Annotated in this window: 15 protein-coding genes and 1 tRNA gene; 5 read left to right on the top strand and 11 right to left on the bottom strand. The window is 40.3% G+C overall.

Annotated features, from left to right (window positions below; all coding sequences use genetic code 11):
- Positions 1-269: 269 nt before the first annotated feature.
- The 7 genes from J4N24_RS24995 to thrA all read right to left on the bottom strand — a co-directional run bounded on the left by J4N24_RS24995 (position 270) and on the right by thrA (position 6,513).
- A tRNA-Thr gene (locus J4N24_RS24995) sits at positions 270-342 on the bottom strand.
- A gap of 96 nt (positions 343-438) precedes the next feature.
- On the bottom strand, positions 439-810 hold the full coding sequence (locus tag J4N24_RS25000; protein ID WP_207536473.1) for a type II toxin-antitoxin system VapC family toxin: 372 nt from the start codon (positions 808-810) through the stop codon (positions 439-441).
- Positions 797-970 carry a hypothetical protein gene (locus J4N24_RS25005; RefSeq protein ID WP_207536474.1) on the bottom strand — a complete coding sequence of 58 codons (174 nt, stop codon included), beginning with the start codon at positions 968-970 and terminating at the stop codon, positions 797-799. Before J4N24_RS25005 ends, J4N24_RS25000 begins: the two co-directional genes overlap by 14 nt.
- Positions 971-1,023: 53 nt before the next feature.
- Positions 1,024-1,629 carry an HAD family hydrolase gene (locus tag J4N24_RS25010; protein ID WP_207536475.1) on the bottom strand — a complete coding sequence of 202 codons (606 nt, stop codon included), beginning with the start codon at positions 1,627-1,629 and terminating at the stop codon, positions 1,024-1,026.
- 5 nt (positions 1,630-1,634) lie between these two features.
- Positions 1,635-2,942, bottom strand: a complete 1,308-nt coding sequence (gene thrC, locus J4N24_RS25015; RefSeq protein ID WP_207536476.1) for a threonine synthase — start codon at positions 2,940-2,942, stop codon at positions 1,635-1,637.
- 122 nt (positions 2,943-3,064) lie between these two features.
- On the bottom strand, positions 3,065-4,000 hold the full coding sequence (locus tag J4N24_RS25020) for a homoserine kinase (protein ID WP_207536477.1): 936 nt from the start codon (positions 3,998-4,000) through the stop codon (positions 3,065-3,067).
- Between the two features lie 65 nt (positions 4,001-4,065).
- Entirely contained in the window at positions 4,066-6,513 is a 2,448-nt protein-coding gene (gene thrA, locus J4N24_RS25025) for a bifunctional aspartate kinase/homoserine dehydrogenase I (protein ID WP_207536478.1), read from the bottom strand.
- A 582-nt stretch (positions 6,514-7,095) separates the two neighbouring features.
- Between thrA and rsgA the strand changes: the two genes are divergently transcribed.
- From rsgA to J4N24_RS25050, 5 genes are all read left to right on the top strand, one after another.
- Positions 7,096-8,016 carry a ribosome small subunit-dependent GTPase A gene (rsgA, locus tag J4N24_RS25030; protein WP_207536479.1) on the top strand — a complete coding sequence of 307 codons (921 nt, stop codon included), beginning with the start codon at positions 7,096-7,098 and terminating at the stop codon, positions 8,014-8,016.
- A 36-nt stretch (positions 8,017-8,052) separates the two neighbouring features.
- Entirely contained in the window at positions 8,053-8,505 is a 453-nt protein-coding gene (gene dtd / locus J4N24_RS25035) for a D-aminoacyl-tRNA deacylase (protein WP_207536480.1), read from the top strand.
- 163 nt (positions 8,506-8,668) lie between these two features.
- A complete protein-coding gene (locus J4N24_RS25040) occupies positions 8,669-9,043 on the top strand; it encodes a GxxExxY protein (RefSeq protein WP_207536481.1) in 375 nt (124 codons plus the stop codon).
- 160 nt (positions 9,044-9,203) lie between these two features.
- A complete protein-coding gene (locus tag J4N24_RS25045) occupies positions 9,204-9,530 on the top strand; it encodes a nucleotide pyrophosphohydrolase (protein ID WP_207536482.1) in 327 nt (108 codons plus the stop codon).
- Complete coding sequence (locus J4N24_RS25050; protein ID WP_207536483.1) at positions 9,527-10,879, top strand: hypothetical protein; 1,353 nt, start codon at positions 9,527-9,529, stop codon at positions 10,877-10,879. Before J4N24_RS25045 ends, J4N24_RS25050 begins: the two co-directional genes overlap by 4 nt.
- A 4-nt stretch (positions 10,880-10,883) precedes the next feature.
- Here J4N24_RS25050 and J4N24_RS25055 read toward each other — a convergent pair whose 3' ends face one another.
- The 4 genes from J4N24_RS25055 to J4N24_RS25070 all read right to left on the bottom strand — a co-directional run bounded on the left by J4N24_RS25055 (position 10,884) and on the right by J4N24_RS25070 (position 14,888).
- Positions 10,884-11,618, bottom strand: coding sequence for a 2-phosphosulfolactate phosphatase (locus J4N24_RS25055; protein ID WP_207536484.1), 735 nt, complete (start codon positions 11,616-11,618; stop codon positions 10,884-10,886).
- Between the two features lie 4 nt (positions 11,619-11,622).
- Entirely contained in the window at positions 11,623-12,705 is a 1,083-nt protein-coding gene (gene gcvT, locus J4N24_RS25060; protein ID WP_207536485.1) for a glycine cleavage system aminomethyltransferase GcvT, read from the bottom strand.
- Between the two features lie 225 nt (positions 12,706-12,930).
- Entirely contained in the window at positions 12,931-13,536 is a 606-nt protein-coding gene (gene rnhB / locus J4N24_RS25065; protein WP_207536486.1) for a ribonuclease HII, read from the bottom strand.
- A gap of 104 nt (positions 13,537-13,640) precedes the next feature.
- Positions 13,641-14,888: a PP2C family protein-serine/threonine phosphatase gene (locus J4N24_RS25070; RefSeq protein WP_207536487.1), complete on the bottom strand. Its 1,248-nt coding sequence runs from the start codon at positions 14,886-14,888 to the stop codon at positions 13,641-13,643.
- Positions 14,889-14,919 lie beyond the last annotated feature (31 nt).

Below are 14,919 nucleotides of genomic sequence, written 5' to 3' on the forward strand. Positions count from 1 at the left end.
TTCTCCTCTAAATGAATTTCAAGTCCTGACTCTTTCTGTAGGACCTGCTTTAATTCAAAGAAATCTAATAATCCTTTAGGTAATAGAAGGGTAGCTAATTGTAAGTATGGATCTTGCAAGAGAGTACAATTTATGTTTTTACTACTTGCAAAAAAACACTTTTTATTTATTCCCCCCAAGAATTCCGCTTGATCCGTCCTATCACTGTAAAAGCAGGAATAAGAAAATAAAAAAGCCGGCTTGAAATATCAAACCGGCTTTAGTTGTTGAGCCTCCTATCGGAATCGAACCAATGACCTACTGATTACAAGTCAGTTGCTCTACCAGCTGAGCTAAGGAGGCTTCGTTGTTATGGCTGCAAAGGTAGAAAAGTTTTGGAATTCTGCCAGAGCTAATTTTCATTTTCTCACTAATAACATCATTATCAGCAAGAAAAATTTATTTATCATAAAGAGTTAACTCTAACTCCTCTATTTGCCTGAACTGTTTGTCAGCCGTAATGAGAGGAATATCCAAGAATAATGCTGTTGCTGCTATACTTGCATCCCCAAGTTTAATTTTATATTTCCTTCGAAGAGCGATGTAATGAGCCTTTATTTCTTCATTGATTGGAACCACTTCACAGCTTCTTATAAAAAGCCTGATATGATCCAACTCCCTGCTTGAAATAGCAGGAAAGCCGATCAATTCCAGCTCTGAGATTATTGAAATATAAGCCTGCTTTTCCTGAAGGAACTCTGCTAAAGTGGAGTCGCCGGTTAAAAGATATAATACAATATTAGTGTCAAGCAAAATCCTATTCCCACTCATTTCTCAACTGCCGTTGGATATCCAGTGGATCTTTGTCAAGGGAGATAAGACCACAAAACCTTTTGGCATCCAGAGTCTTTCTTCCAGGAAGTTTATTTAATAACTTATTTACCTTTTCAATATCTTCCTTACTTGCACCTTTCTGTAGTAGAACAACCATATCTAATAACCTTATACTCAAAGATAACCAAACTTACCCAAAATCTGTACCAACTAAAGCAGTCCTTTTTTCTGCAGTTCTACTTCTAACTCCTCAGGATTTGTAAAATGGATACTATCAATTCCAAGCTTTCTTCCTGCTTCTATATTTCTGAAGTTGTCATCGATAAATACAGCCTCTTCAGGTTTAACATCGTAACGATCCAATAATAGCTGATAGAACTCCGGTTGCGGTTTTCTCATTTTCTCTGTACCAGAAACCACTACCCCATCAAACCAGTTCAGGAACTCAAACTTCTCCTGCGCAATTGGAAAGGTTTCATGAGACCAGTTAGTGAGAGCATAGATCTTATACTTGCCACTATCCTTTAGTCTTTTGAAGATATTTACGGTTCCCTGTATCGGGCCATTTAACATCTCCGTCCATCTACCATAATAAGCACGAATGTTTTCCTCGTGTTCCGGAAATTGCTTAACCAGCAATTCTGTGCCCTCGGCTAGAGTTCTGCCACCATCCTGTTCCTCATTCCAATGATTGGTACAAATGGTGTCGATGAACTCGTTCATTTCAGCCTCGTCGCTAAATATCTGTCTGTATAAATGAAAAGGGTGCCAGTCTATCAAAACTGCACCCAAATCGAAGATTATTGTGTTTACCACGCTATTTAATTATTCAATAAGTAATGTTTAAATCCTTCAAAGTCTATTCCAAGCCCAACGGCTTGCTTTGGCTTGCCTTCCAGAACTTTCACCTGCTGGGGAATCTCAACCTGAGCAGCCATTTCTCCCTCATAAATATCAGGGAACTTACAAGGGTGTGCTGTAGAAAGGAAGATCCCTGCACTTTTCAGATCTCCTGTTACCCTTCTGTAATCCTCAACGGCTAACCAGGCTATGGCCGTGTGAGGACAAACAATGTAGTCGTATTTTTCATACACCTCTAACACTGCTGCTCTTGTTTGCTCGTCGGTATAACTAGCCGCCGATACTTCCTTTTTAACTTCTTCAAGTTCATTCTTGAACATCGTCATGATACGAACCCAGTTACTCGGATTACCAACATCCATCGCATTCGATAAAGTAGCTATAGATGGCTTTGGTTCATACTTACCTGATTTGAAAAAGGCAGGCACTGTATCGTTCACATTTGTTGCTGCTATATATTGCTTAACCGGCAATCCCATTTTCCAGGCCAGGAGACCTGCACCAATGTTTCCAAAGTTTCCGCTAGGCACAGAAAAAACCACATCCGTTTTCCCTTCTCTCTTCAATTGTGCGTAAGCATTGAAATAGTAGAAGGTTTGCGGAATCAAGCGGGAGATATTTATTGAGTTTGCCGAGGTTAATCTGAACTTCTCATTCAATTCCTTATCCACAAAGGCTTGCTTCACTAATGCCTGGCAGTCATCGAAAGTTCCGTCAATTTCTACTGCACGTATATTCTGGCCATTGGTTGTTAATTGTAATTCCTGGATGGGACTAACCTTCCCTTTCGGATACAAAATGGTAACCTGGGTATTAGGAACACCTAAAAAGCCTAAGGCAACCGCACCTCCGGTGTCTCCTGAAGTAGCAACAAGGACGTTCAATGTCTTCTCTCCCTCTTCCAGGAAGTATGCCATGATCCGGCTCATAAACCTTGCTCCAAAGTCTTTGAACGCCAGAGATGGCCCGTGAAATAGCTCCAATACGTAGGTGTTCTCGTCGAGCTTTTTTGCAGGTGCAGGAAAGTTGATTGCTTCCTCTACAATGGCCTTTAAATCAGCATCAGGTAAAGCATCCTGAAGAAGGGTCTTAGCAACCTTGAATGCAATCTCCTGAAGAGAATACTTCTCTATGTTATTTATAAAATCAGCATCTAAAGTGGGAATTTCGTAAGGCATGTATAAACCCTTATCCTGCGGCATGCTATTGAACACAGCCTCTTTAAAGTCTACTGATAATGCTGAATTATTTGTGCTATAGAGTCTCAACTTGATTTACGATTTTTTGATTTACGAATTACGATTGATTTGCAAACGCCCATTGATTTACGATTTGAGATTTACAATTTACCTTGCAAGCGCCAAATTTATTTGAGATTAATCATGAGCTGTTAGTCTAATATTATAGGGCCGTTTGCATTTACTTTGGAAACATATCCCTGGCTACCTATACTTAACGTTGACAGGTGCTTTTGAATTGCAGCAGTTATCTTTTCAGCAGTTTCCTGATCTTTTGTAAATGAAAATACTGATGGACCAGAACCAGAGATCCCGAAACTTAAAGCTCCCAGTCCCATTGCTATCTCACGCATTTTGTGAAAATCAGGTATGAGTATAGACCTTACGGGCTCTACCAGAACATCCACCATACTCCGGCCGATCAGATCCATATCTTTCATAAAAAGACCACTGACCAATCCTGCTACATTTCCCCATTGGGTAACAGCATCTTTTAAGAGCACTTTACTACGAATCATTTGCCTTGCATCCCGGGTAGGGACGTCTACTTCAGGAAATACTATCGCTGTGTGCAATTCCTCAGGATAAGGAAGCTTGATAACGTCTAGCGGACTGTAGCTCCTGACAAGGATAAAACCCCCAAGCAAGGCAGGTGCAACATTATCAGCGTGACCAAATCCACATGCTAATTCCTCCCCTCTCAGAGCAAATGGCAGTAGATCTTCCTGCTTCAACGGAAAATCTAAAAGTGAATTGATCGCAAACAGACCTGCAACAGTACTGGCTGAACTGGAGCCCAATCCGCTCCCAATAGGCATTTTCTTATGAAGTTCAATTTCTACCCCAATATCTGTTCTATCAATATGTTGCAAAAACATTTGAACGCAGGCACTTGCTGTATTTTTTGCAGGATCTAAGGGAAGTCTTCCATCATCTCCTGTGATTTTTGTAATGACCACTCCAGGTTCTGCCTTTCGGCGCATGATCACCTCATCACCGGGGGCATTTACCGCAAGTCCTAAAACATCAAATCCACATACCACATTGGCTACAGTAGCCGGAGCAAAAACTTTTATTGATTCTCTCATTGAACCACCCCCAAAAGGGTTTATTTAAAGCGTTAGAAAAACTTCCCTTCTATAGGGAACGGGACTTATGCCCCTACGTTTACAATATCTGCAAATACACCTGCCGCAGTAACTTCAGCACCTGCACCAGGACCTTTTACTACCAACGGGCGTTCCTTGTAGCGGTCCGTAGTGAAGGAAATTATATTATCACTACCTGAAAGCATATAGAAAGGATGGTTTTCGTCTACCATTTCCAGTGATATAGTAGCCTGCCCGTTCTCCAGCTTTCCGATATACCGAAGCACCTTGCCACTGCTTTCTGCATCATTCTTTAATTTCTCGAAGAAATAATTATTAGCTTTTAACTGCTCGTAGAAATCCTCAACAGAAGTAGCTTCCATACATGCTTTTGGAAGGATCGCTCCTATCTTCACATCTTCAGGTTCTAACTCGTGACCTGCATCTCTGGCAAGGATCAGGATCTTGCGCATAAAGTCAGTTCCGCTTAAATCGTCACGAGGGTCAGGCTCTGTATAACCTTTCTCCTGAGCTGTTTTAACCACATCATGGAAGGTTACATCTCCTTTGAAGTTATTAAAGATAAATGAGATGGTTCCTGATAGAATTGCTTCGATACGCACTACCCTGTCTCCACTCATCATCAGGTCTTTCAATGTACGAATGATAGGCAAGCCTGCACCCACATTGGTTTCGTAAAAGAAGTCAACACCATGCTTATGTGCAGCATCTTTAAAGGCCTTGTATTGAGCATAAGAAGAGGAATTTCCAATCTTATTGCAAGTTACCACAGATATAGTAGAACTTAGTATTTCTGCATACTTTGCAATAGGAGCCGGACTAGCAGTATTATCAACAAAAACTGCATTAGGAAGGTTCAGTTCTTTCATTTTCAGAACAAACTTCTCCAGGCTTGCAATTTCTTCAGAAGCATTTAATGTTTCTTCCCAATTCTGAAGCGATAATCCTTCCGGGTTGAAGACCATCTTCTTACTGTTACTGATACCGATCACGTTGATCAGGATACCATTTTGTTGCTTCAGGAATTCCCTGTGCTCTTCCAATTGACGGAAAAGCGTTTTTCCGATGTTTCCTGTACCAACACAGAAAATATTCAAGGTCTTTTTAAGATCAGTATAGAACGCGTCGTGTACAGCATTTAAAGCTTTTGCCAGATCATGACGGGAAATAATAACTGATATGTTGTACTCAGAAGATCCTTGAGCAATGGCACGCACGTTCACACCGTTTCTGCCTAAAGCATGGAATAAAGTACCAGCAATGCCGGGAGTCTCCTTCATGTTCTCCCCTACGATAGCAAGAACAGATAAACCTTCTTCTATTACCGGATTTTCAATCTTCTTTGCCTCAAGTTCAAGTTCAAACTCATGCTCGATCAATTGCTTTGATTTAAAGGCATCAGCAGGATTCACCGCAAAAGTGATGCTGTGCTCAGATGAACTTTGAGTGATCAATACAACGTTGATCTGTTCCCGGGCAAGCAATGAGAACAAGCGTCCGCTAAAGCCAGCCTTTCCAACCATTCCGCTGCCGGTTAAGTTGATAACACTAATATCATTTATAGAGGAAATGCCTTTTACACTGTGCTCTGAACTTTTTGCCTCGTGACTGATCACGGTTCCTTTAAAATCAGGTTCGAAAGTGTTCCTGATAACAATAGGGATCTTTTTTAAGAAAGCCGGGATCATGGTTGGGGGATAGATCACCTTTGCACCAAAGTAGGAAAGCTCCATTGCTTCAGTGTACGAAAGTTCTGTCAGAGGAAAAGCCTTCTTTACGATCCTCGGATCTGCAGTCATCATTCCATTTACGTCAGTCCAGATTTCAATGGCACTAACATTTAAGGCTGCTCCCACAATTGCCGCGGTATAATCGCTTCCACCGCGACCTAAAGTTGTAATGCTGCCAGCATCGTTACTACCGATAAATCCGGTAACGAAAATTAATTTATCTCTATTCTCTTCGTAGAAACCACGAACAAGTAAGTCGGTAACTTCAGTTTGAACCTTTGCGTTTCCAAAATTGCTGTCCGTTTTTATAAACTGAGAAGCATCAGCGAAAACGGAATCTCCAATATATTGTTCGGCAATCCGGCTAAGCATTAAAGTCGAGCAACGTTCACCGTAACTTAAAATACGATCGCGGGTACGAGCAGTAAGCTCATTCAGACTTGAAACGCCTTGCAAAAGGTCTTCAATCTCATTGAAGAATAGCTTCAGCTTTGTAAAAACAGGGTTCTGACGCGGTACTTCCAGTAAGGCTTTAACCACATCAAAATGGCGGTTCTCCAGATCCCTAAGGTCCTGAGAGAAATCCTGCCCGGTGGCAGCCTTATCAGCCATGCTCACAAGCAAATTTGTAACTCCGCCCATTGCCGACAATACAACAACAGGGCTTCCATTTTCAGCTTTCTCTCTCTGAAGGATACTGATCAGGGTCCGGATACTTTCTACCGAGCCAACTGATGTACCACCAAACTTTAATACATTCATTTATTTATGAGATTTGAGATGTAAGATTATAGATATGAAAACCTATTCTCCCCACCATTTATGTTATGCTCCTCACAAACGGAGCTATTCACTAAATTTTAAACAAAAGCGCCTTCCCCCTTTAAGGGAGGAAGGCGCTTTATGGTCTTTTATATTTTCATTTACACCAAATACGAACTTCCTCCCGACACTTTGTGTGTGGTGGTAATCGTTTTTGTAATGGTATAAGTAAACTTTATCATTGTTTTAAATTCGGGCGTAAAGTAAGCAGTAAATTTTCAAAATCGCAAATGATATTACTACTTAACAGAAAAACATCCTCGAGACAGTAGGAAGGACTATAAGCTCTGACATGTTCTAAATCTTTTAGTCATTTAAGACCAAAATGCGCCAAGATCTTTTAGTGTCAGGCTAATCGTAGAGAGAACTTTCAGCGCTTCGTTTCTTTGCTGCTCCTTCTTTCATATTAAAAACAAATAGGGAATTTTTAGATTCTAAAGAACGTAATTCGTGTAATTCGTGTAATTCGTGTAATTCGTGTAATTCGTGTAATTCGTGTTTAATCTTTTAACTTTGCTCCTAATGCAGGGATTAGTGATAAAATCAACCGGAAGCTGGTACCAGGTAGCAACAGAAGGCAACCGGGTAGTAGATTGTCGTATTAAAGGTAAATTCCGGACTAAAGACATAAAGACAACCAATCCAATTGCAGTGGGAGATCATGTAGATATCGAACTGGAGCCGGAACAAGACACAGCAGTGATCACGAAACTGTATGACAGGAAGAATTATATCATCCGTAAATCCGTTAATCTCTCCAAACAAGCTCAGATCATTGCAGCTAATTTAGATCAAGCCTTTCTGATCGTTACACTTGCTTCACCCAGAACTTCACTCGGTTTTATAGATCGCTTTCTGGTAACGGCTGAAGCTTATGATATTCCAGCCGGACTTATTTTCAATAAGCTTGACTTGTTTAGTGAAGAAGGACTGGAGATCCTGGCAGAGTATCAGGATATCTATACGCGTATAGGCTATCCTTGCTATGAGGTCTCGGCGCTGGAAGGAACAAACCTGGATGAAATTAAGGATCTGTTAAAAGATAAGGTAACCCTATTTTCCGGCCATTCAGGGGTAGGTAAATCAACGCTAATTAACCAACTGATACCAGATAAGGAACTTAAAACCGGGGCTATATCTGACTGGAGCGACAAGGGACAGCACACTACAACTTTTGCCGAGATGCATGAGGTTCCAGGTGGAGGTTATCTTATAGACACTCCGGGGATCCGTGAATTAGGCATTATTGATATTGAGAAGCAAGAGCTTGGTCATTTCTTCCCCGAGATGCGAGAGCGGCTTAATGAATGCAAATACCATAATTGCAGACACATCAACGAGCCTGGCTGTGCGGTAATGGAAGCTGTTGAAGAAGGGGAAATTGATGAAAGTCGCTATGAAAGCTATTTAAGCATCTTCAATGGCAATGATACGCGAACCTAAACCATCCCCCTTATATCTATTTAATTCATTTATTTAATGAGGGCAGTTATACAAAGAGTTAGCGAAGCATCCTGTACCGTTGAAGGAACAATTACAGGCGAAATTAAAGATGGCCTGCTAGTACTCCTGGGAATAGAGGATGCAGACACGGAAGAAGATCTGAAATGGTTAGCGCAAAAGATCGTTAACATGAGGATCTTTGCTGACGAGCAAGGCTTGATGAACCGGTCCGTTTTAGATATTAATGGCGGAATCCTTCTTATTTCACAGTTTACCTTATTCGCTTCAACTAAAAAGGGCAACCGACCAGGCTTTACCAAGGCAGCACGACCCGATAAAGCAATACCCCTGTACGAACAAATGCTGAAGGAACTTGAAATGCTAACCGGCACAACAACAGAGGCGGGAATCTTTGGCGCAGATATGAAAATAAGGTTAGTGAATGATGGTCCGGTGACGGTGGTGATGGATACGAAGAATAAAGAATAGATTTATCACGAATTTCGCGGATTATGCGAATTTTCACTAATCATAGGTCGCTAAATAACACCACTGATTTCTCGGATTAGACAAATTTTCACTAATCATAGTATCCCAGATTTCGCTAATTTTAATTTCTTAATTATTATTTTAGCTCATTACTTATCACATAATGGCTGAGCTTATATTTAAGGAAGAATCTTACAAGCTGATAGGTGCTTGCTTCGAAGTTCACAAGGCCCTAGGGTTTGGATTTAAAGAAGTAGTTTATCAGGATGCTTTAGAAGTTGAATTCAAAAGACAGAAGATTCCTTTTTGCCGGGAGCATCCTTTTACAATTTATTATAAAGAACAAAGACTTAAACATCAATTTATTGCTGATTTTCTTGCTTACGAAAAGATCATCATTGAGTTAAAAGCAGCAGGCTACATTGGAGTTCCGTACATCAAACAAACAATGAACTATCTTAAAGCATCCGGATTGAAACTTGGAATAGTTGTTAACTTCGGATCACCTTCCCTTGAATTCCAGCGAATAGTATTCTAACCCCTCGCACTTCAGCCGCCATGATTGGATTTCTTAATCGAGATGCACTCCCTTTAATCCCAGTGCATAGTATTATACACCCTTCATTACGCGCCATCATTAGTGAAAATTCGATAAATTCGTATAATTAGTGTTTATTATATTTAGTGCTTTTCAAATTATGACGATAGATCAAGCCCAGCAACTCGTAGATAACTGGATAAAAACAACCGGTGTTCGTTACTTTAATGAACTTACCAACACAGCCATTCTTATGGAAGAGGTTGGCGAGGTGGCTCGTATTATGTCTCGTAAATACGGGGAGCAATCCTTTAAAGAATCGGATAAGAAAGTAGATCTGGGTGATGAGATGGCGGATGTTCTTTTTGTATTGATCTGTCTGGCTAACCAAACTGGCATTAACCTTACCGAAGCATTGGAGAAGAACCTTGAGAAAAAGAACATCCGTGACGCTGAGCGGCACAAGAATAATGAGAAGTTGAAATGAATTTAGAAACTAACCTTATCGCCCCTGAAACCTCAGAGAACCAATCGATTTCCTTTAAAGGTATTCATGCTAATCTTAATTTAGTATTTATCCTTACCCTGTTTGGGACACTTTATATTCTTTCTTTTTTCTTTTTTATAAGCGAGAATGTAGGAGTGGAATTACTACGCCTTTTAGGGGCTGCTCTCCTATCCTTTTTTGGAGCGAGGTTTTTAAGTACCGTTCATTGTTCTGTTACAGTTAATGAGGAAATAATTTTAATTGAATCAGAATCTAACTTTTTAGGACTTCTTAAAAATCAGGAGTGGCAAAAGAAAGAAGTAACAGGGTTTGAAATAAATCACGGCAGGGCATTTTCTCAACTGGTAATCTATTCGTTCGATAGAAAACCATATATCATCTCGCTCACAGAAATCACCAAACCAATTGAAAAATTTTTTACCATCCATTTCAGGAAGCTGGGTAGCAGAAATAACTTAAGTCGCGATACGTTTGTCCAAGCCTTTAGGCAGAGCCTTTTTATACTTTCACTAATCCTGCTCGCCCAGATAGCTGTCACTTTCGGTATTAAACACTTTCTATATCCGGATATTGCTTATATACCACTGAGCAGACGAGCTAACTTATATTTTGCAATAGCAGCCCTAACTAACATTTTTATTTTCGACAGGCTTCATTACAAATTAGGGTACCGGCTAGCCGGGAAATACGCCGGAAGAGTTGTAATTATTGTAAATACAGTGCTTCTGATAGTTGCTCTTAATAGTTATGAAGGAACGCGTTTTCCATTAAAAGGATTAAATAAAACAGAGGATATCTTTAAGAACAGAAGAGACCGCTTCTTCAAGTTCCAAAATCGGTTAAACATAAATCTCGCCGTTATTGGAAACGAAACAAGGATTACAAGAGGAAGCGGGAAGTCGAAGAAAGATCAAGTAGCATGCTATCTTACAACTCCTGTCATTTTCTATGAGGAAGACTCCCATCTTTTTGTAGGGACAAGATATAACCTAAATCTCCCCAAAACCGATAATAAAGATCTTTTTGACAAGAAGCTACAGGATTTTCATAAACGCTCCCGTGATAAATTTATAAATACTGTTTTTACCGAAGAGCCGACTTTTTATGAAGTGGTTTATTCAGATTTCAATCCTTCTTTCGCTGAAGGCCCTTATCTAAGCAGCGCGATTTCAACTTACAGAAGTATTGTCCCTCTCATAGTAATAAAACCGCACCTGGATAATTTCAACGACTTTAAACAAGGCGAGGAATTCAAAGGGATAGCTTTCTTTGCTCTTACACTTTTAACTATATCCCTGGCTGCGCTTATTTCAGCGAACAAAAGGTAAAAAACTAGAACTTCACCAGTTTCTCTCCGTCAAGAACGGGGATTGCAGAGGTGATATCAATGTTCAAGCAGAAAGCGATATCCTCTTCTATTCCTAGTTTTTTAAGTCTTTCGCTATGGGATGTTTTAGCAAGATAGGCTCCTAAGTTATCTTTAGCGAGCGACCATAAATCAGCTGCAGCGATTGCAGAGTCGTCAATCTTATAATGCTCATCATTGCGAAGCTTATCTACTACAGCTCCTGCAAAAACAGTATCTTCCAGGTTTACTTTGTTCTTCCAACCGGCACATACCAGAAGGACGTTTTCATTTTGCTCCCTAAGCCAGTTGGAAAGAGAACTTAAGTTGAGGAAAGAACCGATAGCGATCTTTTTAGCCTGCCTGGATAGATGAATTGCATGTGTTCCATTGGTAGTGGTAAGAACTACCGTCTTTCCTGCTACCTTTTCTGCAGTATAAGAAAAAGGAGAATTACCGAAATCAAAGCCTTCTACCACCTCACCGTTTCGCTCTGCTGCTATCAGGTAACCTTTCTCTGAATAGGCTATACACTCCTCTACTTGTGAAACAGGAATGATAGCTTCTGCCCCATTTTCGATTCCATAACACATCGATGATGTCGCTCTGAAAATATCGATTACAACGACGATACTATTTTCTACGTCATAAAGAGGAAGTAAAGCAGGCGTTAGTACTACTTCTATTTTCTTCTTATCTGATGTTAACTGTACTACTTTCAAATCTTTATACTTTATAAAAAGGGAATTTAACAATCTTTGCCTTAACAGCAGTATTACGAATGCTGATAAAAATCTCTGTTCCTACCTGTGCAAATTCTGTCTCTACATAACCCAGGCCAACTGCTTTTTGCAAAGAAGGTGATTGAGTGCCGGAAGTTACTTTTCCGATCTGATTCCCTTCTGCATCAACTATCGGGTAGTCGTGGCGGGGAATTCCTCTTTCTATCATTTCAAACCCTACTAATTTCCGGTCGGGGCCCTTCTCTTTTTGATCCTTTAGAGCAGCCGAATTCGTAAACTCCTTATTAAATTTAGTTATCCAACCAAGTCCGGCTTCTATTGGCGATGTAGTATCGTCTATATCATTACCATACAGGCAGAACCCCATTTCCAGGCGTAAAGTGTCGCGTGCTCCTAAACCTATTGGCTTTATTCCGAATTCTGCTCCGGCCTCAAAAATTGCATCCCAGATGTGTTCTGAATGTTCTGCATCAAAATAGATCTCGAATCCACTTGCACCAGTATATCCCGTAGCTGATATCAATACGTTGTCTATTCCTGCAAATTTTCCTTTCTTGAAAGAATAATATTCCATAGAGGATAACTCTACTTCTGTCAGTTTTTGCAATGCCTGCACAGCTTTTGGTCCCTGTACTGCTAAAAGAGAAGTTCTGTCGGAGATATCCTTCATATCCACAGCCTCAGTATTGAACCTTGATATCCAGTCCCAGTCCTTTTGAATATTCGAAGCATTTACAACAAGCATGTACGTTTTCTCATCTATTCTGTAAACCAGAAGGTCATCTACAATACCGCCATTCTCATTGGGCAGACAAGAGTACTGAACTTTGCCATCAATAAGCTTTGATGCATCGTTAGAAGTTACCCTTTGGATCAGGTCAAGGGCTTTTTCACCCTTCAAAATGAACTCTCCCATGTGACTCACATCGAACACCCCAACTCCATTTCTAACTGCCGCATGCTCTGCATTGATCCCCTCGTATTGTACAGGCATATTATAACCCGCGAACGGAACGATCTTAGCGCCTAGAGAAATGTGTTTTTCTGTTAATGCTGTATTTTTCATTGAATGAAATTTTAAATGAGAGAGCTGCAAAAATAGAATAATAACACGAATTGCACTAATTAAGCGAATCAACACGAATGGAGTAAACACTAATTAAGTGAATGAACACCGAAGGAGCAGTTTAGTCCAAAGGGAGAAAACTGCACAAAGCCTAAAATTTAACGTGAGAATTCGTGTTAATTAGTAAAATTCGCGCAATTAGTGTGCTTGATAAAATTCGTGCAATTAGTGACATTCAAATAAATCTAACTGTGGATCCGTAACCCTGAACGAACGTCTGTGGTAAGGTGAAAAGCCATGAGTAAGGACCGCTGTACGATGTTTTATGGTAGGATAGCCTTTATTGCTCGCCCAATCATATTCAGGATGAAGGTTGGCTATTCCCTTCATAAAGTCGTCACGGTAGGTTTTAGCTAAAATAGATGCCGCCGCGATAGAGTAATATTTGCCATCACCTTTTATAATACAGGAATGAGGGACTTCGTTGTACTTCTTGAAGCGGTTTCCATCGACAATAATAAAGCCTGGTTGATGAGTTAACTGATCCAAGGCCCTATGCATTGCGAGAAAAGATGCATTTAAAATATTGATCTCGTCGATCTCCTTATGATCCACGGAAGCAACAGCATAAGCAATAGCCTTCTTTTCGATCATTTTACGAAGAGAGTACCTGTCTTCTTCCTTTAATTGCTTGGAATCGGTAAGTAATTTGTGCTTAAAATTTTTGGGAAGGATAACCGCGGCAGCGAATACCGGGCCTGCTAAGCAACCTCTTCCAGCTTCATCACATCCGGCCTCAACAAATTCATCCTGGTAAAAAGGCGATAACATACAGCGTTTCAAATTGAAATTAAAAGCTCAAATGATCAACTCATTGAGAACTAATACTCAAAAATAAAATAATAGTATTTAATACAGAAAATGTTTTATTAACACTAATGGATCTTCAATGTCAACAAAGTAATATCATCAGAATTCATTCTGGCAGCATAGGTTTGCTGAATGTCGTTAAGGATATTTGTATTTATTTCGTCAACAGGCAAATGAAGATGTTTGTTGAGGAGCTCGACTAGTTGTTCATCCTGGATAAACACCTCCTCATCCGGACTTTCAATTAAGCCATCTGTGTAGTTGAAGATCAAGGCATTGGGCGCAAGGGTTAAACGACCTGTATTCACAAAAGGCAAGTCGTCAAAAATCCCCAGCATTGTTGTGCCTTGTTTCAGGAAAACAACTTCAGAATCAGAAACAAGAATAGGAGAATTATGTCCTGCATTAACAAACTCCATCTCCCTTGTCACTTCGTTATAACGTGCTATGAATAATGTAATAAAGCGTTCGCCCTTTGTGTTAGAGGTTACCAGCGCGTTAAGCTTATTGATCACCTTCTCCAAATCCCTTTCTACCGAAGCCCATGCTCTTAAGCTTGCCTGAAGGTTGGCCATTAGCAATGCTGCTGAAACTCCTTTTCCAGATACATCCGCAATGCACCAGATAAACTCGTTCTCGTTAATCCTTAGGAAATCGAAATAATCACCGCCAATATTCTCGTGCGGGAGGTAAGTGGCAGATATTTCAAAGGCTTTACTCTTGGGCAAGCGCAGTGGAACTAACATACTTTGTACCTCGCTGGCAAGTTCCATATCGCGTTGTAAACGCTCTCGCTGCACTCGCTCTTTAAATAGCTTTTTATTTTCAAGTGCAACAATGATGATATTGATCAAGGTCTGAATAAAGTTCAGCTCGTGGCTCAGTAATTCGGGCTTGGTATTAAAATCACCGATCAGTACAAAAGCAAGGGTAGTGCTTTTATGCCGTACGGGAACAAAGAAATCGTATTTATTTAAGGTTTCGTCTTTATGGGTATTTAAGGAGGTAATGGATTTGATTGGATCGAGGATGGGACATATAGCGAGCAGCGCTTTCGAAGTTTCTATTTCGCCGCCGTATCTGGAGACACATGCGAACTGATCACTCTCGCGAATAAGTAAGCGCATCTTACCCACGTTCAAATTCACCCGGAGAATTACCTCGAGCATTTCAAATAAAACAGATGCTGCACTGTTTTTATTGATTGCCAGAGTTACCTCCAGTAATGCATTCAACTCAGCCTGCCTTTTTAGCAAGAGCTGAATTAAATCATTTTCCTCTCTATCTTTATCTGAACTTCCTACAGGTCCCAAAATGGTTGTTTGCTTACCTAATATTTAATAC

The sequence above is a fragment of the Desertivirga arenae genome (assembly GCF_017355785.1).
Lineage (GTDB): Bacteria > Bacteroidota > Bacteroidia > Sphingobacteriales > Sphingobacteriaceae > Desertivirga > Desertivirga arenae.

Excerpts from the sequence above, each read along its gene's own strand:
- gcvT (WP_207536485.1), bottom strand. The coding sequence starts at position 12,705 with ATGAAAAATACAGCATTAACAGAAAAACACATTTCTCTAGGCGCTAAG.
- dtd (WP_207536480.1), top strand. The coding sequence starts at position 8,053 with ATGAGGGCAGTTATACAAAGAGTTAGCGAAGCATCCTGTACCGTTGAA.
- rnhB (WP_207536486.1), bottom strand. The coding sequence starts at position 13,536 with ATGTTATCGCCTTTTTACCAGGATGAATTTGTTGAGGCCGGATGTGAT.
- J4N24_RS25050 (WP_207536483.1), top strand. The coding sequence starts at position 9,527 with ATGAATTTAGAAACTAACCTTATCGCCCCTGAAACCTCAGAGAACCAA.
- J4N24_RS25020 (WP_207536477.1), bottom strand. The coding sequence starts at position 4,000 with ATGAGAGAATCAATAAAAGTTTTTGCTCCGGCTACTGTAGCCAATGTG.
- J4N24_RS25000 (WP_207536473.1), bottom strand. The coding sequence starts at position 810 with ATGAGTGGGAATAGGATTTTGCTTGACACTAATATTGTATTATATCTT.
- J4N24_RS25045 (WP_207536482.1), top strand. The coding sequence starts at position 9,204 with ATGACGATAGATCAAGCCCAGCAACTCGTAGATAACTGGATAAAAACA.
- rsgA (WP_207536479.1), top strand. The coding sequence starts at position 7,096 with ATGCAGGGATTAGTGATAAAATCAACCGGAAGCTGGTACCAGGTAGCA.
- J4N24_RS25040 (WP_207536481.1), top strand. The coding sequence starts at position 8,669 with ATGGCTGAGCTTATATTTAAGGAAGAATCTTACAAGCTGATAGGTGCT.
- J4N24_RS25005 (WP_207536474.1), bottom strand. The coding sequence starts at position 970 with ATGGTTGTTCTACTACAGAAAGGTGCAAGTAAGGAAGATATTGAAAAG.
- thrA (WP_207536478.1), bottom strand. The coding sequence starts at position 6,513 with ATGAATGTATTAAAGTTTGGTGGTACATCAGTTGGCTCGGTAGAAAGT.